Raw genomic sequence first — 19,884 nt, forward strand, 5'->3', positions numbered from 1 at the left:
TGACGCGTTGCCGTCCCCGCGCAGCATTCACCTGCCCGAGACCCGGCGATCGCGCTTCGACGAAGGCATTGCCGGGTTCGCTCCGGATATCGTGGATGCGTTCGACCGCGGCAGCGCGCTCGACCATCGCCGAGCCGTCACGCGACGATCGCAACGGGTTCAATTCCACGCATGGCGCGCCGGCCGCACACCGTTCAGGTAGTAGTTGCCGACGAGGTGATACTTCCAGCGCACCGGATCGTGCAGCGTATGCGTGCGCGCGTTGCGCCAGTGCCGGTCGAGGTTGTGCTCGGCCAGCGTCGCCTGCGTGCCGGCCAGCTCGAACAGCTTCTCGCCCGCGAGCAGCGCGATCTCCGTCGTCAGCACCTTTGCCTCGCCCACCGCCACCGACGCACGCGCGACATCGTCCTCGGTCACGTCGCCGCGCGCCGCGATCTCGTCGAGCGTACGCGCCGCACGCTCGAGCAGCGCCTCCGCCGCATGCAGCTGAATATGCAGATGGCCGATCTCGCGGATCGTCAACGGATCGTCGGCCGCCCGCTCGACGCCGCTGTCGACCCACGGCCGCGAGCGCGTGCGCACGAACGCCAAGGTATCGTCGAGCGCGGCCCGGGCGATGCCCGCGTCGATCGCGGCCTGGATGATCTGCGACAGCGGGCCGTTCAGCGTCGGCAGATCCGACACGCGCTGGGCCGGCAGCACGTGCGACGCAGGCACGCGCACGTCGTCGAGCACGACGGTGCCGCTCGCGGTGGTCCGCTGCCCGAACCCCGACCAGTCGTCGATCACGGTCAGCCCCGGCGTCGGCTGGCGAATGTACGCGAGCCACGCGCGGCGCTCGTCGTCGAGGCCTAGCACCGGCACGTAATGCGCGAACAGCGCGCCGGTCGAATAGAACTTGGTGCCGTCGACGACGTAATCGTCGCCGTCCCGCCGCACGCGCGTCTTCAGGTCGAGCACGTGCTTCGTGCCCTTCTCCGAGAAGCCGTTGCCGAACCGCTTGCCGCTCAGCACTTCCGAGAAGAAGTGGCGCTTCTGCGCATCGGTGCCGGTCAGCGCGATCACGTCGACCAACCCGAAATGGTTCTGCGGCAACTGCCCGAGCGACGGATCGGCCGCCGCGACGATCTTCACCACCTCCGTCAGCGTCACGTGCGACACGCCCGCGCCGCCGTAGGCCTTCGGCACCGTGATGGCCCACAGCCCCGACTGCGAGAACCATTCGATCTCGTCACGCGGCAGCCGGCGCTCCCGGTCGCGTTCGGCCGCACCGTGCGCGAGCCGCTGCGCAAGCGCATGCGCGGCTTCGATTGCCTGCGCGTCGTCGGCGATCACGCGGGCTGCTTGCGGTTGCGTATCGGCCGGCCGTTCCTGGATCGTGGCGCTCGTCTCTGACATCGGGCTCTCCTGCTGATTGACGGAAACACTCAATCTAGCAGCGCCCCGCGCGCCGGCAAACCGAGCGATTCGCACAACGATATTCCTTCGAATGACAAACGATGCGGCGCGCCACGCGCAACGAACCGCGCGTCAGCGGCGACATCGACGCCCCGGCATCGAAGCGACGCAGCCTCGCCCGCGTAATGCCCGGTGGCGATAACGATGTATGAATCCGTTATTGGATCGTCCGCAGCGTGCTTCCTATACTGGCCTGCCGGCATCGACGGCCCCGCCTTTCAAGGAACACTGCATGACTTCGTCTCCCGCAGCAACCGAACTTTCCACCGGCACCGACTACGACGCGCTTGCCAGTCGCTTCAGGCCGATCTTCGAACGCATCGCGGCCGGCACCGCGGAACGCGAACGCCGCCGCGAACTGCCGCACGATGCAATCGGCTGGCTGAAGTCGGCCGGCTTCGGCGCCGTGCGGCTGCCGGTGCGCGACGGCGGCGCCGGCGCATCGCTGCCGCAGCTGTTCCGTCTGCTGACCGAACTCGCTGCTGCCGATTCCAATCTGCCGCAGGCGTTGCGCGGACACTTCGCGTTCGTCGAGGACTGGCTGAACGCGCCGCCCGGCGCCGACCGCCAGACATGGTTCGACCGCTTCGCGAGCGGCCAGCTCGTCGGCAACGCATGGACGGAAACCGGCGACGTGGCGCTCGGCCAGACCATCACGCAAGTCTCGGAAAAGAATGGCCGCCTCGTGCTGAACGGCCGGAAGTTCTACAGCACCGGCAGCCTGTTCGCCGACTGGATCGACGTGTTCGCACAACGCGCGGACGACGGCAGCGACGTGATCGTCGCCGTCGCGACTGCCCAGCCGGGCGTAATCCGCGACGACGACTGGGACGGCTTCGGCCAGACCACGACCGGCAGCGGCACCACGCGCTTCGAAGACGCGACGGTCGATGCACGGGACGTGATCGACTTCGCGCGACGCTTCAAGTACCAGACCGCGTTCTACCAGCTCTTCCACGTCGCGACGCTGGCCGGCATCGGCCACGCGATCGTGCGCGACGCCGGCGACCTGGTGCGCCGCCGCACCCGCGTGTACAGCCACGGCAACGCGCCGCGCGCGGCCGACGACGCGCAGCTGCAGCAGGTGATCGGCGAGATCGCGTCGTGGGCCTATGCAGCCGACGCGCTCGCGCTGCGCGCCGCGCAGCCGCTGCAACGGGCCTACGAAACGCACTTCGGTGGCGACGCGGCGGCCGAGCACGATGCGAACGTCGCGGCCGAGATCGAATCCGCGCAAAGCCAGCTCGTCGTGTCGGAACTCGTCCTGCGCGCGGCGACGCGCCTGTTCGACGCGCTCGGCGCGTCCGCGACCCGCAGCACGACGGCACTCGACCGCCACTGGCGCAACGCACGCACTGTGTCGTCGCACAATCCGCTCGTCTACAAGGCGCGGATCGTCGGCGACTGGGTCATCAACGGGCGCACGCCGCCGTTCGTCTGGCAGGTCGGCAATGGCGCAGGCACGGGCACGGCCACGCATGCAGAAACGGGAGCCGCCCGATGAGCAAGACCATCCGCTTCAATGCGTTCGAGATGAACTGCGTCGGCCACCAGTCGCCCGGGCTGTGGGCCCATCCGCGCGACCGGTCGTGGCAGTACAAGGATCTCGACTACTGGACCGACCTCGCCCGCGTGCTCGAGCGCGGGATCTTCGACGCGATCTTCATCGCGGACGTGATCGGCTACTACGACGTCTACAAGGGCAGCAACTACCACGCGCTGCACCAGGCCGCGCAAATCCCGGTCAATGATCCGCTGCAACTCGCGGCACCGATCGCGATGGCGACCGAGCATCTCGGCATCGGCATCACCGCATCGACGACGTTCGAGCACCCGTACACGTTCGCGCGCCGGCTGTCGACCGCCGACCATCACACGAAGGGCCGGCTCGCATGGAACATCGTCACGTCCTACCTCGAAAGCGGCGCGAAGAACCTCGGCGATCACGGCTTGCGCACGCACGATGATCGCTATGCGGTCGCGGCCGAATACGTCGAGGTGCTGTACAAGCTGTTCGAGGGCAGCTGGGAAGACGGCGCGGTCGTCCGCGATCGCGACGGCCGCGTGTTCACGCACCCGGAGAAAGTGCACGAGATCGGCCACAAGGGCCGCTTCTTCGACGTGCCCGGCTACCACCTGTGCGAACCTTCGCCGCAGCGCACGCCGGTGCTGTTCCAGGCCGGTGCGTCCGGCCCCGGCAAGGCATTCGCCGCGCAGCACGCGGAATGCGTGTTCGTCGCCGCGCCGACCCGCCCGCAGCTCGCGCGCTACGTGGCCGACGTGCGTGCGCAGGCCACGGCCGCCGGGCGCGACCCGAGCAAGATCCTGATCTACAACCTCGTCACCGTGATCGTCGACGAAACCGACGAGAAGGCGCAGGCCAAGTTCGACGAATATCGCAAGTACGTGTCGTACGACGGCTCGCTGGTCTTCATGTCGGGCTGGACCGGCATCGACTTCGGCCAGTACGCGCCGAACGATCCCGTCCGGCGCGTCGAGACGAATGCGATCGTGTCGGCGGTCGAGCACCTGGCAGGCGGCGACACCGCATGGACGATCGAGGCGCTGGCGGCCTGGGGCGGCATCGGCGGCCTGGGCCCGGTCTTCGTCGGCTCGGCCGCGACCGTCGCGGACATCCTGCAGGAATGGGTCGCCGCCACCGACGTGGACGGCTTCAACCTCGCGTACGCGGTCGCGCACGAAACCTTCGAGGATGTCGTGCGCTATCTCGTGCCCGAGCTGCAGCGGCGCGGCGTGTATCCGACCGGCTATGCGCCGGGCACGCTGCGCGAGAAGCTGTTCGGCGGATCGGCGCGGCTGCCGGACGAACATCCGGCCGCGCAGTTCCGCGACATCGAGCAAGTCAAGCGCGATGCCGAACACGTGACTGCCTGCGCGTGATGGCCTTGCGGCAGCGAGTCGGCCCGCGTGCGGGCCGGCCGGCTTCGCGATGAACGGCAGGGCCGCTCGCCCGACACACCGTCTGAATCTCCCCTCTCCCTTCACTCAAAGCCCGGTGCAGCCTCGATGCGCATTCGGCTTCCGCACTCGCACATCAAGCGGGCGAACGTTGCGGTTGCGGCAACGACGACGCGCGCACTCAAGCGTGCGCGCGCATTTTTTCTGGCGATGATCGATTCCGGCTGCGCTCACACAACGCCGTCGTCGTCGATGTCGCGCGCCGTCGGCTCGTAACGCACGATCAACAGGAACACGATCGGCGTCGCGGCGCTGATCGCGACGACCCAGAACATGTCCGTACCGAGCCGCGCCTGCAGGATCGGCAGCACGAACAGCGCAAGCGCCTGACCGATGCCGCACAGCGAACGCCCGAAGCCGACGCCGGTGCCGCGGATCGCCGCCGGATACGACAGTGTCGGATAGATCATCATCTGCGCGCCGGGCCCGAAACCTTCGGCGAACAACCACGTGCCGAGCATCAGCAGCACGAAGCCGATCGCGAGTGCGCCATGCGGATGCCCCGCCAGCGCAAGCGCCACGAGCGCGACGAACTGGAGCGCGAACCCGGCGATCGCGACATGACGCGACGCATGGCGATGGGCGAGGCGCATGCCCAGCAAGCCGCCGGTGAACGCAAACAGCACGTTCAGCGCCAGCGACGCCGCGATCGTTTCAAACACACCCGCGCCGAGAAACTGCGACAGGATCGACGGCAGGAAGAAGGCGATCGCCGTGTATTCGAACGGGATGCACAGGTTCATCACGCTGGCGACGATCGTGCGCCCCAGGTACGGGCGCTGGAACAGCACGCGAATTCGCACGGGCGGCTGGCTCGGCGCGCGTCGGGCGTCCTCCGCTTCATGTGCGTGAATCCCGTACGACTCGCGCAGTATCCGCGCGGCGTTGGCCAGGTCGCCCTGGTTCGCGGCCCACAGCGGCGATTCGTTCATGAAGCGGTTCCTGAACAGAATGATGACGAGGGCGGGCACCGCGCCGAAGATCAGCGACGCGCGCCAAAGCCATCCCGCATGCTCGGCAGGCAACAGGAAATACAACCCGAAGATCAGCAGGAAGCAGACCGAGGACGCCACGTACCACATCGGGCACCACGCCGCGAGCCGCGACGCCTTGTTGCCGCGGCCGTTGAACTTCGAGAATTCCGCGAGAAACGCCATCGCGACGGGCAGGTCGATGCCGACACCGAGCCCCATCACGAAGCGTGCGCCGATCAGCACCCATGCATTTGGCGCCAGCCCGGCCGCGATCGCCGCGACCACGAAAAACAGCATGTCGGCCATGAACACCTGGTAGCGGCCGATCTTGTCGGTCAGCCATCCGCCGATCAGGCTGCCGAAGATCGTACCGATCATGATCGCCGACCCGACCAGCCCGGTCAGCGCGGGTGTCAGACCGAACTCGCGCGCCACGTCGTCGATCCCGTAGGACAGCGTCGTCAGATCGTACGCGTCAAGAAAGACGCCGCCGAGCGCCAGCAGCACGATCATCCGGGCATGGCTGACCGAGCTGTCCACGGTGTTGATCAGGCGCGCGACGTCGCTTGCCGAGCGGATGGGCGAGGAAACCGGGGTGACGGCGTCAAGATCGATCGAACTCATCGCATTCCTTAGTTTTCACCGAGTAGTCGGCGATGTCAGCATGGAGCCGGAAGCCGGACGTGCTCTTTCACGACCAGCGGGGACCCGATGCAACCGCGATCCTCACGACACGCGATGCCGCCGCGTTCCGGCAGCACGCATTCTGTTCTCCCGATCCGGTTATCCCAAGCGATATAAAGCGATAAATTAATCGGCCCGCGTCATAACGTTGCTCGCCGTCCGCGCTTAGCAGCAGCGCACATGTTCAATCGCGGATTTCTTCGTTCGCGAATCGCCGGTGCTTCGTTACATTAGCCGGTCACCCTGCCTGTTCGCGGCACATTGCCGCCCTTCCGGAGAATCCCCGATGAAGCTGTCCTGGTCCCGCGCATGGCAAGCCGCGGCCCTCGTCGTTGCCGCGTTCGCCGGTCTCTTCTCGGTGCACGCCCGCGCAGCGACGCCCGCGGAAATCCGCGTCGACTATGCGTACTACTCACCGGAGAGCCTGGTGATCCGCCACTTCGGCTGGCTCGAAGACGAATTCAAGGCCGACCGCACGTCGATTCGCTGGGTGCTGAGCCTGGGCAGCAATCGCGCACTCGAATACCTGAACAGCGATGCGGTCGACTTCGGTTCCGCCGCGGGTCTCGCGTCGGTGCTCGCGCGCGCGAACGGCAACCCGATCCATACGGTCTACGTGTTCTCCCGCCCCGAGTGGACCGCGCTCGTGGTCCGCAAGGATTCGCCGATCCGCTCGCTCGCGGACCTGAAGGGCAAGAAGATCGCCGCGACGCGCGGCACCGATCCGTTCCTGTTCACGCTGCGCGCGCTGCACACGGTCGGCCTGACCCGCGACGACGTCGAGATCGTCAACCTGCAGCATCCCGACGGGCGCACCGCACTCGCGAACGGCCAGGTCGATGCGTGGGCCGGCCTCGATCCTCACATGGCTGCCGCGCAGATCGACGATGGCGCTCGCCTGCTCTACCGCAACGTTGCGTTCAACACCTATGGCTTCCTGAACGTCCGCGACGCATTCGCCAGCCAGTATCCGCAGGCGGTTACGCGCGTACTGAAGGTCTACGATCGCGCACGCCAGTGGATCATCGCGCATCCGGCCGATACGGCGCAGATCGTCGCCGACGAATCGAAGGTATCGCCGCAGGTGGCGAAACTGCAGCTTCAGCGCAACGACTTCAGCGATCCGGTTCCCGGCGAAACCCAGCGCGCGGCGCTGAGGGCGGCGGCGCCGGTGCTGACGGCCGAGCAGCTGACCAGGCCCGGCGTCGATCCCGCGAAGATCGTCGATACGCTGATCGATCCGTCGTTCGCGCGCCCGCTCGCCGCCGCTTCGCACTGAGGCGGCCGCTCATGACGGACACCGCTGCCCGCGACGACACGCTTGCGCCTCGTCGCCCCGCATCGTCGCGCGCCGGCCGGCGCGATCCGCTTCGCAAGTGGCGCATCGCGGGCCTCGCGCTGCCGTTCGCGGCGCTCGCATTGCTGGAGGTCGTCGTGCGGCACGGCTGGCTGCCGGACCATCTCGTCCCGGCGCCGAGCGAGATTCTCGACACGCTCGCCCGCATGGGCGTCACGCGCGTGGCGCGCCATGTCGGCGCGAGTACGCTGCGGGTCGCGGCGGGTTTTGCCGCGGGCGCCGCACTCGCGCTCGTCGTCGGTGCGGCGATGGGCCTCAGCCGCCGGATCGACGCGCTGCTCGAGCCGACGTTCCAGGCGCTGCGCGCGATTCCGTCGCTCGCGTGGGTGCCGGTGCTGTTGCTGTGGCTCGGCATCGACGAAGCGCCGAAGATCACGCTGATCGCCATCGGCGCCTTCTTCCCGGTCCACCTCGCGGTGGTCGCCGGCATTCGCGACGTCGACCGCCAGCTCGTCGAGCTCGGCGCGGTGTACCGGCTCGGCCCGCTCGCGCTGTTCCGTCGCATCCTGCTGCCGGCCGCGCTGCCGCAGATCGTCACCGGCTTGCGCACCGGCCTCAGTCTCGCGTGGATGTTCATGGTTGCCGCCGAGCTGATCGCGGCCACGCGCGGCCTCGGCTTCCTGTTGAGCGACGGCCGCGAAACCGGGCGCCCCGATCTCGTGTTCGGGGCGATCCTGCTGCTGGCGCTGCTCGGCAAGCTGACCGACGGCGCGATGGCGCGCATCGAGTCGCACTGGCTCGGTTGGCGCGACGCATTCGACCACACGCCGCGCAAGGTGTCGACATGAGCACGCGTCCTTCCGCGCACGCGGCGCGTGGTACCGATACACCGCTGCTCGACCTGCGAATCATCCGCAAGCTTTACGGCGATCGCACGATCCTCGCCGACGTCCCGCTGCAGGTCGCACGCGGCGAGATCGTCTGCGTGGTCGGCCCGAGCGGTTGCGGGAAGAGCACGCTGCTGCGGATCGTCGCCGGCCTTGACACCGATTTTCGCGGCAACGTGAAGCTGGAAGGCATCGCGCTCGACGGCCCCTCTCCGCGCGTCGGCGTGATCTTTCAGGAGCCGCGGCTGCTGCCGTGGCTGTCGATCGCGGATAACGTCGGCTTTGCGGCCGGCCCTCGCGGCGGGCGCGAGCCGGCCGTCGCCCGTCTGCTCGACGAAGTCGGCCTTGCCGGTGTTGCCCGGCAACTGCCGGCCACGTTGTCGGGCGGGATGGCGCAACGCGCCGCGATCGCGCGCGGCCTGTTCGGCGAACCGGATCTGCTGCTGCTCGACGAACCGTTCAGCGCGGTCGATGCGATGACCCGGATGCGGTTGCAGACGCTGCTGCTCGATGTCGTCGACCGGCACCGGATGGCCGCGATCGTCGTCACGCACGATCTGGACGAAGCGCTGTATCTCGGCGATCGTGTGCTGATGCTGGCCCCCGACCCGGGCCGCGTCGACGACGAGATCCGTGTCGACGTCGCACGGCCGCGCGATCGGCGCGATCCGTCGCTGGCCGTGCTGCGCGCGCAGTTGCTGGACGCATTCCAGCAGCTTCAGGAGCGCCGCGACGAGACGAGGCGCCGGCCGCGCGACCATCAGGCATCTGAAGCCCGACTTCGCGCCGACTGATGCATGGCCGGTGTCCCCCGGCTCCGATCCGGTACGCGTTCGGCGCCGGGATGACACATCCGTCGTGCAGTGCCCGTGCGGCAAGCATCGCCGTCGTATCGAGGCCCCAACAGGGTGCGCGGGCAGCGCGAGCGCCCGCTCGCGCCGCGGCGGCGTGAAATGCCGCGACGCGGCGGTGCACCGGCGCACTTCAACCGTGCGTATGCCGCAATTCGCCGTCGATCGTCTGCGGCAATCTCAGCAGGTTGAAGATCGGGCACACGGCCTCGACCGCCTCATGCAGCGCACGAATCGTCTCCGGCGGTTCGGGCGACACGATATCGAGCGTGTAGCGGAGGTTGTGCGGGAACACCGGCACATGTTCGAAACCGGGTTGCTGCGCGAGCGGATGCTGGTCGCCGGTCACCTCGACTTCGATCGAGTCGATCTTCAGGCCGCGCTCGGCGGCCTGGATCAGCGTGATGTGCGTCAGGCAGCTGCCCAGCACGCCGAGTTGCAGCTCCGGCGACGCCGGCCCGAGGTTGTAGCCTGCGAAATCGGGCGGGCTGTCGCTGATCACCTGGAAATCTCGAATGCGAATTTCCCGCACGCCGCTGCGGCCCAGCGCGCGCACGGTCGCTTTCAGCGGCGTCGCCTTGAGATCCGGATTGCGGTGAGCGGCATCCTTTTTCGCGAGCCAGGCGTCGCGCTTCTGTTCGAGGTAGTCGTTCAGTGTCGTCATGGTCGGGTCGGGTCGCAATGATTGGCCCCGCATACGGCGGCCAATCGAGAAGGGTCTTCATGCTATGCCCTTCCGTGACAGTCACGAAACGATCATTCCAGCAAAGCAATGCGCGGTGCGTGATGTCGCATGGCGACATGCGCGTTCAGGAATCGTGGGCGGTTCTTCACACCCCGGTTTTTCACACCCCGAAAGTTATCCACAATTTCCGTGCATAACCCTGTGGAGAACCTCGACGCAATCGACCGGTCTCCCTGCCGACAAGCATCGCTGCATTACCGTGTTCGCGTCGTGGGCACTGCATGCCGACAACATCGCACCGGGTTCTGCGATCGTCCGAATCTCGTTCTTCACCGGGTCGGTGCACGAATCGCGTCGATATCGGCAGTCCGGATGCCCGCACCAGAAATGTGCTGCTTCGACGAAGGCCGCCTCTCGTCGGATAGACACCCGGCCCGACGTGCGGGCGCCGATCGCCCGCCTCAGCGCGTCACGCGAGCGCCTCGTCACGCAGACGGAACTGCGCAACCGCCGCACTCAGCCGCGAGCCTTGTTCGTCGAGCGACAGCGCCGCGGCCGCGGCCTCCTCGACCAGCGCGGCATTGCGTTGCATCGTCTGCTCCATCTGGATGACTGCGGCGTTCACCTGCTCGATGCCTGACGACTGCTCTTCGAAGGCGTTGCTGGTTTCGCTCATGATCGTGTTGACACGCTCGACCGCGGCGACGAGCTCGGCCATCGCCGAGCCGGCCAGTGCGACGAGGCCGCTGCCGTCTTCGACGCGCTGCGTGGAATGGCCGATCAGTTCGCGGATTTCCTTCGCCGCCGACGCACAGCGCTGCGCGAGCCCGCGCACCTCGGTCGCGACGACCGCGAAGCCACGCCCCTGCTCGCCTGCGCGTGCGGCTTCAACGGCAGCGTTCAATGCGAGGATGTTGGTCTGGAACGCGATGCTCTCGATCACGCCGACGATGCCGGAGATCCGCGCGGAACCGTGCGAAATCGCCGACATCGTTTCGACGACGCGCTGCATCGCCTCGCCGCCGCGCGACGCAATGCCCGCCGCGCCCTCGACGTAGGTGCGGGCGTCGCGTGCGTTGTCCGCGTTCTGGCGCACGGCCGCGGTCAGCTGCTCGACGCTCGCCGCCGCCTGTTGCAACGATACGGCCTGCTGCTCGGTGCGCGCGGACAAGTCGACGTTGCCGCTCGCGATCGTACGGACGTCGCCGACGATCGTCTCGGTGCTTGCGCGCACCTGGCTCACGGTGTCGACGAGGCCGTCCTGCATCCGCTTCAGCGCATTCAGCAGATACGCCATTTCGTTTTCGCCCGGGACGACGACGGTGCCGGTCAGGTCGCCTTTCGAGATCTTCTCGAACTGGTCGACCGCGAGCCTGATCGGCTCGACGATCGCCTTCGCGAGCATGCGCTGCGCAAGGAAGCCGACGACGAGCGCGAAGACCGCGACCGCCGCCATCCCCCACACGATCCGGTGGAAATAGACCCCGGCCGCGTCGTAGCGCGCCTTTTCGCGCGCAACCTGGAACGATTCGAGCGCGTCGATCGCCTCCTGGTAGGCGGCGAACAGCGCGGGCGGCGCGGTACGCTGCGTATCGAGGAAGTTGAACGCATCGTCGCCGTCGAGCTGCGACAGCGCCTTCAGGAACACGCGATCGAGCAGCGCGCGCCGCTGGCTCTGCAGCGTGTCGAACAGCGCCTGCTCGCCGGCGTCGCGCGCATGCAGTCGCGTGTACGCGTCCAGTTCGTCGTTGCTCTGCTTGAGCAGCGTGTGCAGTTGCGCGATTTCCTCCTTCGCGGGCTGGCCGGCGCTGATGATCTGCGCGACGTCGCTCATGCGTTCGCGCAGGACAAGCATCCGCTCAGAGCTGGTCTTCAGGTGCAGCAGCGACGCGGTGTCATCGCGGTACATCGCTTCGAGCGAACCGTTGCCCATATAGAGGGCCGCGATGCACGCGCCGACCACCAATACGAGCAGCACGGTATAGCCGGCGATGGTCGCGACGAGACCACCACGGATAGTGAGTTGTTTTCGCATGACGTTCCCTTGCGCCGGCCGGGCGCGGCCAGCGGTGGATGTGGATTCCGGATCACGAAAGACGCGCGCCGCGTCACAACACGGGGCGCATGGGCTGCGAACGGGTTAACGGCGGGGTGAACGGAAGGGTTTTATCTGTACGCGACGTGAATCTTGACGATAGCGACAGGTAACAAGCGAAGGCGCACGTGACCGGTGTGCCAAGCAGTGCCGACGATCACTTGAGTGGGCCTCGGCCCACCTTGGGCAGGAACGGAGGCATCCTGATCGGTCGATGTATCCCGACCGATACCTAGCCGCCGTTGGCCAGCCTTGAACGGATCTCGTCGGCCGAGAGGTCGCGCTGGTGCGTCGCGATCTGCCATCTGTTCCCCCACGGATCCTTCACCATTGCCCGCCTGTCGCCGTACGGCAAGTCGGCCGGGGCTTCGAGCGGGATGGCATGCGCGGCAAGCGCCCGCCGATAGGTCAGATCGGCATCCTCGACATAGACGTACAGAAACGCGGGCATCGGATCACGCAGGCCATCTTCCCCGCTGATCATCACGACGGAATCGCCGATCCTGATTTCCGCAGGCAACCCCGGGCGGTATTCGCCCTGGGCATGAAATACCGTCCGAATGAATTCGATCAGGTTTTGCGGATCCGGCACGACGATCCGGGGCGTGACGGTAGGCCATCCGTCGAGCTGGAATTTGACCATGTCGGGCAGCCTCCGAAGAGATTTCCGGGAGTATTGTCCTCCCGGCACTCGAGATCTGCAAAGGATCGACTATGGCCGAAACGACCGGCCCGACGGCGCGCGCGAACCGCGCGGCGAGCATCGATTTTCCGGACGAGATCTCGCCGCATACCATGTGGAGCAACGCGGCATCGCTCGATGCGGTCGCGTGAAATGGCTTCCCTGTCTGCATTTCCAGCCTCTCCATCGAATGCCCGGAAAGCAAAAACCCGCCTTCCGGGCGGGTTGTGACGATATCCATTCAGTCGATCGCTATCCCGCCGGCAACATTGCGGCGCAAATAATCGAACGGGTTTGCGAATGGGTCATGCGCATCAGAATAACCAACTCCCGATCGTGAGCAAGCGGATGCGGGACGGCGCGCGTCGGCTTGCGCGCGCGAAGCCGATGCACGCACGACTGCGGCCTACGTGGATCATGGCCAGTAGCCGGCCTTTTCGCCCAGCCCTCGCGCCGCCAAACGGGCGTTGGCGTCGTCGTTCCATTTCACGCTGCCCGAAAACAGGCCGACGGAATGGCAAGCCGGCGGCCAATCGCGATCACGCAACGCATTCAGGTCGAGTGCGACGCCCGACGCACGAAATTCCCGCAACCGGTCCTGCCCGTCCAGCCCGGGCAAGTCGGCCAGCTTCCGGCAATTGAACAGCGCGAGCCGCTCCAGCTTCACGCCAGCCAGGTCCAGCGTCGTGAGCTGCAACTGATCCTCGATGCGCAACGCGGAAAGCGACGGCAAGCGCGACAGGTCGCCCAATGTGGCCAGCCCGCGCACGCGCAGGATCTGCAGCATCTCGATGGTGGCGCTCGACAGATCGTCGATGTCGTCGCGGCCGCCCAGGATCAGCGTCATTTCCGTCAAGGCCGGCATGGCCGGGATGAATCCGAGCGGATGCTTCTTTGCATGGCAACCGAGCGTCAGCTTGCGCAAGCCGGGCAGGCCTGCGATCGCATCGATCCCCTTTGCGTGGCCGTGCACGAAGAGTTCGGTCAACGATGCGCACTTCGCCAGACGCGACAGATCGATGTTCCGCTTCTGGTTTTCAGCCAGCACGAGCCGCTCGAGTCGGCCGAGGTCGAGCGTGGCGAGGAAGTCCGGCCGGTTCAGCCTGAACACGCCGAAGCTCAACCGTTTCAGCCCGGGAAGCCGGCCGATTTCTTCTTCGTGCGCGATCTCGGTCAGGCAATCGACCGACAGGTCCCGGGCGTCTGGCAGGTGGCGCAGCACGACCGCATCGAATGGTGCGCGGTAATGCCCGTAGAACCGGACCTGAAGACGATCCCCGGCCAGCCGGCAGGCTTCATTCAGCGATTGCAGGATCGCCGGCCCGTACGCTTCGGGCGTGCTGAACTGGACAACCAGTCGCTCGCGTTGCGCGCACGCTTCCACGATTTCGATCGGCGAAAGCGTTTCCGGGTCGTTCACCCGGCCACTGTGTACCTGCAGCATGCAATCCCCGCCGATTCGTTCAAGATCCCGTCATCGAGCGGCCAGGGGCGACATCCCGGGGCCGCCCTTGCCTGCGTCGATTCGCGGCCGCCGACGACATCCGGCCCGTGTCGGGCGTCATCCCGGAAACACACCCTGGCTCATCGCATCGAGTTGCCGGACGATCTCCGCGCGCAATTCGGCCGATACTTCGACGCTGTCGAGCAGTTCCGAAATCCACAGCCCATCGGCCGCGAGCCGGCAGATCATCAGCGTCGCGGCCTGCTCGAGCGGCACCGGATCGGGCCGCGTCCATTCGCGCATCGGCACCGACCATCGCGCGCGCGTGTCCTGCTCGGTAATCATCGACGCGACCAGCACGCGCAGCACATCGGTACTCGCGGCCTGATTCGCCGCATCGAGCACCGCATGCAGATAAGCGCGCGCCGCCGCGCCGTCGCCGCCGGAATCCGCGGCCATCCGTGCGGCCATCTGCGCGCCGAACCGCTCGGTCGCCTGCCCGAACAGCGCATCCAGCAGCCCCTGCTTGTTCGCGAAGTGATATTGCAGTGCGCCTTTCGTCACGCCGGCGCGCTCGGCCACCGCATCGAGCGTCAACGCGGCCACACCGTGATGTGTCGCGATTTCCGACGCGGCCGCCAGCAACTGCGCACGCACCTGATCCGGCGCTTTTTTTCGACGCACGCCGGATGTGGCGACGGCCGGCGCCGATGATGCTTCAGGCGCCCGCGCGCCGGCCGCTCCAGCCGGTTCGACGGGCGCGGACATATCGTGCGGCGCAGGTTCGAGGCGTTTTTTCATGGTGCGGATGGTAGCACCCGGGCGTCTCGATATAAACATTCCGGCTGGATGGTATGATCCGCCGCATGAACAAACCCGCCCTCTCTCCCTGGTCCGCGCTCGACACTGCCATCGCCCGTGGACGCGACGCACTCGTGCGTCTCCAGCAGCCGGACGGCAGCTGGTGTTTCGAACTCGAATCCGACGCGACGATCACCGCGGAATACATCCTGATGATGCATTTCATGGACAAGATCGACGACGTGCGCCAGGAGAAGATGGCGCGCTACCTGCGCGCGAACCAGCGGCTCGACACGCATGGCGGCTGGGCGCTGTATGTCGACGGCGAGCCGGACGTGTCGTGCAGCGTGAAGGCGTACTTCGCGCTGAAGGCGGCCGGGGACAGCGAACAGGCGCCGCACATGGTCCGCGCGCGCGACGCGATCCTGAAGCTCGGCGGCGCGGCGCGCTCGAACGTGTTCACGCGCATCCTGCTCGCGACATTCGGCCAGGTGCCGTGGCGCGCGACGCCGTTCATGCCGATCGAATTCGTGCTGTTCCCGAAGTGGGTGCCGATCTCGATGTACAAGGTCGCGTACTGGGCGCGCACGACGATGGTGCCGCTGCTCGTGCTGTGCTCGCTGAAGGCGCGCGCCCGCAATCCGCGCAACATCTCGATCCGCGAGCTGTTCGTCACACCGCCGGACGAGGAACGACACTACTTTCCGCCCGCGCGCGGCATGCGCAAGCTGTTCCTCGCGCTCGACCACACGGTGCGGCATGTCGAGCCGCTGATGCCGAAGCGCCTGCGGCAGCGCGCGATCCGCCATGCCGAGGCGTGGTGCGCGGAGCGCATGAACGGCGAGGACGGGCTCGGCGGGATCTTCCCGCCGATCGTGTATGCCAATCAAATGATGCAGGTGCTCGGCTACCCGGACGATCACCCGCTGCGGCGCGACTGCGACAATGCGCTGGAGAAGCTGCTGGTCACGCGCCCCGACGGCAGCATGTATTGCCAGCCGTGCCTGTCGCCGGTGTGGGATACCGCGTGGAGCACGATGGCGCTCGAGCAGGCGCGCGGCGTGGCGGTGCCGGAAGACGGCGAGCCGGACGACGCACGGCGCGCACTCGACGCACGCATCGCGCGCGCGTACGACTGGCTGGCCGAACGCCAGGTGAACGACCTGCGCGGCGACTGGATCGAGAACGCGCCGGCCGACGTCCAGCCGGGCGGGTGGGCGTTCCAGTACGCGAACCCGTACTACCCCGACATCGATGACACCGCGGTCGTCACCGCGATGCTCGATCGCCGCGGCCGCACGCATCGCAACGCGGACGGCACGAACCCGTATGCGCTGCGCGTCGCGCGCGCGCTCGACTGGATGCGCGGGCTGCAATCGCGCAACGGCGGCTTCGCGGCGTTCGATGCCGACTGCGACCGCATGTACCTGAACGCGATCCCGTTCGCCGATCACGGCGCCCTGCTCGATCCGCCGACCGAGGACGTGTCGGGCCGCGTGCTGCTGTGCTTCGGCGTGACGAAACGCGCGAACGAACGCGCGTCGCTCGCGCGCTGCATCGACTACGTAAAGCGCACGCAGCAGCCCGACGGCAGCTGGTGGGGCCGCTGGGGCACGAACTACATTTATGGCACGTGGAGCGTGCTGGCCGGCCTCGCGCTCGCCGGCGAGGACAAGTCGCAGCCGTATATCGCGCGCGCAATCGACTGGCTGCGCGCGCGACAGCATGCGGACGGCGGCTGGGGCGAGACGAACGACAGCTACATCGACCCGAAGCTGGCCGGCACGAACGGCGGCGAGAGCACGTCGAACTTCACCGCGTGGGCGCTGCTCGCGCAGATGGCGTTCGGCGACTGCGAATCCGATTCGGTGAAGCGCGGCATCGCGTATCTGCAGTCGGTCCAGCAGGAAGACGGCTTCTGGTGGCACCGCTCGCACAATGCGCCGGGCTTTCCGCGCATCTTCTACCTGAAGTATCACGGCTATACCGCGTACTTTCCGCTGTGGGCGCTCGCGCGCTATCGGCGGCTCGCGGGCGCGGCGGCGGCGCAGGCTTCGGCCGCGCGCGGAGCTGCGGCAGTCGCCGCAACGGACACCGCTGTCGCCTGAGCGGTCACGTGCCGGCGCAAGGCCGTCACACGAACCCTTCATCGACCAGCGTGCAGCCGTGCGCCGTGATCTCGTGCCGCTGGCCCGAGCCGCCGACCACGCGGCTCCAGCTGTCGGACACGAGCACGGCCGTGGCGCCGTCGGTGTGCAGCGCATAGCCGAACCCGCCATACATGCCCGGCACCGCGAACCATACGCGTTCGGCCTGTTCGTCGAGTTCAAGTAGCGGTTCGAGTTCGGGCAGGCGCAGCGCGTCGACGCGCAGGTGCGCGATGCGGCCGCGAATCATGTCGTGGAAATGGCGCTGGATGTCGTGCAGCGTATCGTCGGGCGCGACGCGTCGCGGCTGCGGCGTCAGCAGATCGACGAGATGCCGATGCCCGCGCGTCACCGCGATATCGATCGCACGCTCGCCGCGAGCATCGCGCAGCATGCGCCACGCGCCGAGCCGCAACAGTTCGGCAACGACCTCCTTCGGTGCGCCGCCGTATGCAGCCTGATGCAGCGGTGTATGGAGCGACGTGCCGCCCAGCCGCGTCGCGTTGACGAGCCTGGACTGTCTTGCAACGAGATCCAGCATCGTCGCCCAGTCGCCGTTGCGCGCCGCATCGGCCAACGCGTGCCGGCTCGCGACCTGCGCATCATCAAGCACGTCGGCCCCCGTGATTCCATCCCATGCGATGCTCAAGCAGCCTCCTCGTGTGTCGCGCTTGCGTGACCGTGACGTGCGCTCATCATAAGCGTTCGCCGCACCGGCGCGATCGCGCATCGCATTCAGGCCGCGATCGCACGACGCGAGACCCGCTGCCGGCAGCACCGGGAAACCGGCAACCGCCAATACCGCCCGCACTTGTGGAATCATGCGAACGCGCCGTCGGCGCGTTCATTTCACTTCGACGAAGGATGCCAGCCGTGCTCGACATTTCCGCCATCACCGACGCACTCGCCCCGAACGGCGAACCCGTGCAGTATCGCGTGCCGCCCGCGAAGCTGATTGCGGGCGACCCGCTGCAGACGCTCACCCCCGGCTTCACGAGCCCGTGCGGCCGCTTCTCGACGGGCATCTGGGAAAGCACGCCCGGCCGCTGGCACGTCGCGTACACCGAAGCCGAATACTGCGAGATCCTGGAAGGCACGTCCGTGATTGCCGATCCGGAAGGCAACACGAAGACCGTGCGCGCCGGCGATCGTTTCGTGATCCCGCCGGGCTTTCGCGGCACGTGGGAAGTCGTCGAACGCACGCGGAAGATCTTCGTCGCATACGACGAGCAGCCGCCGGCGTAATCAGCTCCGGCCCCGGCGGCGGAAACGTTACCGCCGCCCGTCGAGCGACCCGAGGATCCCGTACGCGACCTTCACACGGTCCTCGATCGGATAGCTACGGTTCGCGAGCATCACGATCGCGATCCGCTTCGCGGGGACAAACGCGACATAGGTACTGAAGCCGTTGGTCGAGCCCGTCTTGTTGATCCATGTATCGGCGCTCGGCGCGAGCGGCGGCTTGATCGCGCTGACCGGTGCCCCGTCGCGCAGCATCTTCGTCGCGTTGCCCGCGAGCAGCGTCGGCAGCGCGACCGGATACGGATACTGCTCCCAGATCAGGTCCTGTGTCATCGGCCCCGCGCGGAAATAGCCGGTGTGCGTACGCTCGAGCGCGCGCTGCAGCCGCGGCGCCGTGTCGATCAACCCCATGTTCGCCTGCACGAAGCGCAGCAGATCGGCCGCCGTGGTCCGCACGCCGTACGCCGGCTGCCACAGCATGCCGCCCGTCATCCGGATCGGCTTGCCGTCCTGCGTATAGCCCTGTGCATAGTCGGCCGTGCGCGCGTCGGGCACGTTGATGTACGTGTGCGTCATCCCCAGCGCGGGAAAGAGCCGCTGCTCCATCAGCACCGCGAAATCCTTGTGCATCGCCTTCGCGGTGAGCCACCCGAGCATCCCGATCGCGACGTTCGAGTACGTGCGGTACGTGCCCGGCGCATATGCGGGCCGCCACGCGTCGAGATAGCGGATCAGGCCCGCGTCGTCGCGGATGCTGTCCGGCACCTGCAGCGGCATGCCGCCGGGCGTGTGCGTGCCGAGATTGAGCAGCGTGACGACGCCGAACGGCTTGCCCTGCAGCGCGGGCAGGTACTTGGCCGCAGGGTCGGCAAGCGACAGTTCGCCGCCCTCCTGCGCATCGGCCGCGAGTGTCGCGGTCAGCGTCTTGCTGACGGAGCCGATTTCGAACAGCGTATCGCCGGTGACGGGCTTGCCGGTTTGCGTCGACATCACGCCGTAGTCGAACACGTAGGGCTTGCCGTCGGCGACGATGCCGATCGCCATGCCGGGAATCGCGTACTGCTTCATCAGCGGCGCGATGTGGCGGGTCACGGTGTCGTGGAGGTCGTCCTGAGTGGCGGCGGCCGCGCGGCCGGCCGCGGCGGTGGTGCACGCGGCGACGAACAGGGTCGCTGCGAAGCGGGTCGCGTTGAATCGCATGGTTGCGGTTCCTTTGATTTCTGATGGTTGCGTGGACAACGGATCCGGCCGCGCCATGCGGAACTCGCAATAGCCGGCCTGCCGAAGCAGGACTATCCACTGTCGACCGGCCGCCAACAATCGACGATATGTTGCGCGAGCCGAAAGAAAATCTTATGAGATACGCGAAGCCTTGCGTTGCCCCGATATCACTCCCGGAGCGCTCGCCGGTTTGTTGGAAAAACCTGTCGGTTTTAACAGCCTTCAATCTCGCGGCCGAATCGCCCCGCATCGAAAATCGGTGAAAAAGAGATAAGTCTTGTCAGATCCGCATACGCGGGCACACCGCGCGATTGATTCAGCCGCGCGGATCGCAGTAGACTCGCGGAAGCAAAAAATAAGATCCCTCCTGAGAGAAGCCATGTATCGCCATTCACTGATCGCCCGCTCCCGCGTCATTGGCTGCCGCCCGGTCGCGT

General features: G+C 67.0%; 16 protein-coding genes. 7 read left to right on the forward strand and 9 right to left on the reverse strand.

Translation table 11 applies throughout. The features are described 5' to 3' along the window. Positions 1-159: 159 nt before the first annotated feature. Positions 160-1,398 (reverse strand): SfnB family sulfur acquisition oxidoreductase, encoded by a 1,239-nt coding sequence (locus B7G54_RS17230; RefSeq protein WP_085040158.1) that lies wholly within the window; start codon positions 1,396-1,398, stop codon positions 160-162. 292 nt (positions 1,399-1,690) lie between these two features. Here B7G54_RS17230 and B7G54_RS17235 point away from each other — a divergent pair, with 292 nt between their 5' ends. Together B7G54_RS17235 and B7G54_RS17240 are read left to right on the forward strand one after the other, a co-directional pair. Further along, on the forward strand, positions 1,691-2,962 hold the full coding sequence (locus B7G54_RS17235) for an acyl-CoA dehydrogenase family protein (protein WP_085040159.1): 1,272 nt from the start codon (positions 1,691-1,693) through the stop codon (positions 2,960-2,962). Continuing rightward, the gene (locus tag B7G54_RS17240; RefSeq protein ID WP_085040160.1) at positions 2,959-4,359 is read left to right on the forward strand and encodes an LLM class flavin-dependent oxidoreductase; all 1,401 of its coding nucleotides are present in this window, start codon (positions 2,959-2,961) and stop codon (positions 4,357-4,359) included. Before B7G54_RS17235 ends, B7G54_RS17240 begins: the two co-directional genes overlap by 4 nt. Positions 4,360-4,607: 248 nt before the next feature. On the opposite strand, the gene B7G54_RS17245 is transcribed toward B7G54_RS17240, so the two are convergent. Next, positions 4,608-6,035: an MFS transporter gene (locus B7G54_RS17245; protein ID WP_085040161.1), complete on the reverse strand. Its 1,428-nt coding sequence runs from the start codon at positions 6,033-6,035 to the stop codon at positions 4,608-4,610. 346 nt (positions 6,036-6,381) lie between these two features. On the opposite strand from B7G54_RS17245, the gene B7G54_RS17250 reads away from it, so the two are divergent. From B7G54_RS17250 to B7G54_RS17260, 3 genes are read left to right on the forward strand one after another with little or no spacing between them, the layout of a single operon-like run. Continuing rightward, a complete protein-coding gene (locus tag B7G54_RS17250) occupies positions 6,382-7,374 on the forward strand; it encodes an aliphatic sulfonate ABC transporter substrate-binding protein (protein ID WP_085040162.1) in 993 nt (330 codons plus the stop codon). A gap of 11 nt (positions 7,375-7,385) precedes the next feature. Then, a complete protein-coding gene (locus B7G54_RS17255) occupies positions 7,386-8,240 on the forward strand; it encodes an ABC transporter permease (protein ID WP_085040163.1) in 855 nt (284 codons plus the stop codon). After that, entirely contained in the window at positions 8,237-9,073 is an 837-nt protein-coding gene (locus B7G54_RS17260; RefSeq protein WP_085040164.1) for an ABC transporter ATP-binding protein, read from the forward strand. Before B7G54_RS17255 ends, B7G54_RS17260 begins: the two co-directional genes overlap by 4 nt. 190 nt (positions 9,074-9,263) lie before the next feature. Here B7G54_RS17260 and B7G54_RS17265 read toward each other — a convergent pair whose 3' ends face one another. The 5 genes from B7G54_RS17265 to B7G54_RS17290 form a co-directional block, all read right to left on the reverse strand. Beyond that, positions 9,264-9,794, reverse strand: coding sequence for an OsmC family protein (locus B7G54_RS17265; protein WP_085040165.1), 531 nt, complete (start codon positions 9,792-9,794; stop codon positions 9,264-9,266). Positions 9,795-10,284: 490 nt separating this feature from the next. Beyond that, positions 10,285-11,850 (reverse strand): methyl-accepting chemotaxis protein, encoded by a 1,566-nt coding sequence (locus B7G54_RS17270; protein WP_085040166.1) that lies wholly within the window; start codon positions 11,848-11,850, stop codon positions 10,285-10,287. Between the two features lie 292 nt (positions 11,851-12,142). Beyond that, the gene (locus B7G54_RS17275; RefSeq protein ID WP_085040167.1) at positions 12,143-12,553 is read right to left on the reverse strand and encodes a VOC family protein; all 411 of its coding nucleotides are present in this window, start codon (positions 12,551-12,553) and stop codon (positions 12,143-12,145) included. A gap of 454 nt (positions 12,554-13,007) precedes the next feature. After that, positions 13,008-14,036, reverse strand: a complete 1,029-nt coding sequence (locus B7G54_RS17285) for a leucine-rich repeat domain-containing protein (RefSeq protein WP_133059180.1) — start codon at positions 14,034-14,036, stop codon at positions 13,008-13,010. A 117-nt stretch (positions 14,037-14,153) separates the two neighbouring features. Further along, a complete protein-coding gene (locus B7G54_RS17290; RefSeq protein ID WP_085040169.1) occupies positions 14,154-14,837 on the reverse strand; it encodes a TetR/AcrR family transcriptional regulator in 684 nt (227 codons plus the stop codon). A 53-nt stretch (positions 14,838-14,890) separates the two neighbouring features. Here B7G54_RS17290 and shc point away from each other — a divergent pair, with 53 nt between their 5' ends. Beyond that, on the forward strand, positions 14,891-16,945 hold the full coding sequence (gene shc / locus B7G54_RS17295; protein ID WP_085040170.1) for a squalene--hopene cyclase: 2,055 nt from the start codon (positions 14,891-14,893) through the stop codon (positions 16,943-16,945). A gap of 25 nt (positions 16,946-16,970) precedes the next feature. Here shc and B7G54_RS17300 read toward each other — a convergent pair whose 3' ends face one another. Beyond that, a complete protein-coding gene (locus B7G54_RS17300; RefSeq protein ID WP_085040343.1) occupies positions 16,971-17,633 on the reverse strand; it encodes an ankyrin repeat domain-containing protein in 663 nt (220 codons plus the stop codon). Positions 17,634-17,857: 224 nt separating this feature from the next. Between B7G54_RS17300 and B7G54_RS17305 the strand changes: the two genes are divergently transcribed. Beyond that, the gene (locus B7G54_RS17305; RefSeq protein WP_425266495.1) at positions 17,858-18,229 is read left to right on the forward strand and encodes a cupin domain-containing protein; all 372 of its coding nucleotides are present in this window, start codon (positions 17,858-17,860) and stop codon (positions 18,227-18,229) included. Between the two features lie 27 nt (positions 18,230-18,256). Here the strand turns inward: B7G54_RS17305 and ampC are convergent, their stop codons facing one another. After that, on the reverse strand, positions 18,257-19,426 hold the full coding sequence (gene ampC / locus B7G54_RS17310) for a class C beta-lactamase (protein WP_085040172.1): 1,170 nt from the start codon (positions 19,424-19,426) through the stop codon (positions 18,257-18,259). Positions 19,427-19,884 lie beyond the last annotated feature (458 nt).

This window comes from Burkholderia puraquae, assembly GCF_002099195.1.
GTDB lineage: Bacteria > Pseudomonadota > Gammaproteobacteria > Burkholderiales > Burkholderiaceae > Burkholderia > Burkholderia puraquae.

Coding starts and splice junctions, on each gene's coding strand:
- B7G54_RS17230 (WP_085040158.1), bottom strand. CDS start 1,398: ATGTCAGAGACGAGCGCCACGATCCAGGAACGGCCGGCCGATACGCAA.
- B7G54_RS17235 (WP_085040159.1), top strand. CDS start 1,691: ATGACTTCGTCTCCCGCAGCAACCGAACTTTCCACCGGCACCGACTAC.
- B7G54_RS17240 (WP_085040160.1), top strand. CDS start 2,959: ATGAGCAAGACCATCCGCTTCAATGCGTTCGAGATGAACTGCGTCGGC.
- B7G54_RS17245 (WP_085040161.1), bottom strand. CDS start 6,035: ATGAGTTCGATCGATCTTGACGCCGTCACCCCGGTTTCCTCGCCCATC.
- B7G54_RS17250 (WP_085040162.1), top strand. CDS start 6,382: ATGAAGCTGTCCTGGTCCCGCGCATGGCAAGCCGCGGCCCTCGTCGTT.
- B7G54_RS17255 (WP_085040163.1), top strand. CDS start 7,386: ATGACGGACACCGCTGCCCGCGACGACACGCTTGCGCCTCGTCGCCCC.
- B7G54_RS17260 (WP_085040164.1), top strand. CDS start 8,237: ATGAGCACGCGTCCTTCCGCGCACGCGGCGCGTGGTACCGATACACCG.
- B7G54_RS17265 (WP_085040165.1), bottom strand. CDS start 9,794: ATGACGACACTGAACGACTACCTCGAACAGAAGCGCGACGCCTGGCTC.
- B7G54_RS17270 (WP_085040166.1), bottom strand. CDS start 11,850: ATGCGAAAACAACTCACTATCCGTGGTGGTCTCGTCGCGACCATCGCC.
- B7G54_RS17275 (WP_085040167.1), bottom strand. CDS start 12,553: ATGGTCAAATTCCAGCTCGACGGATGGCCTACCGTCACGCCCCGGATC.
- B7G54_RS17285 (WP_133059180.1), bottom strand. CDS start 14,036: ATGCTGCAGGTACACAGTGGCCGGGTGAACGACCCGGAAACGCTTTCG.
- B7G54_RS17290 (WP_085040169.1), bottom strand. CDS start 14,837: ATGAAAAAACGCCTCGAACCTGCGCCGCACGATATGTCCGCGCCCGTC.
- shc (WP_085040170.1), top strand. CDS start 14,891: ATGATCCGCCGCATGAACAAACCCGCCCTCTCTCCCTGGTCCGCGCTC.
- ampC (WP_085040172.1), bottom strand. CDS start 19,426: ATGCGATTCAACGCGACCCGCTTCGCAGCGACCCTGTTCGTCGCCGCG.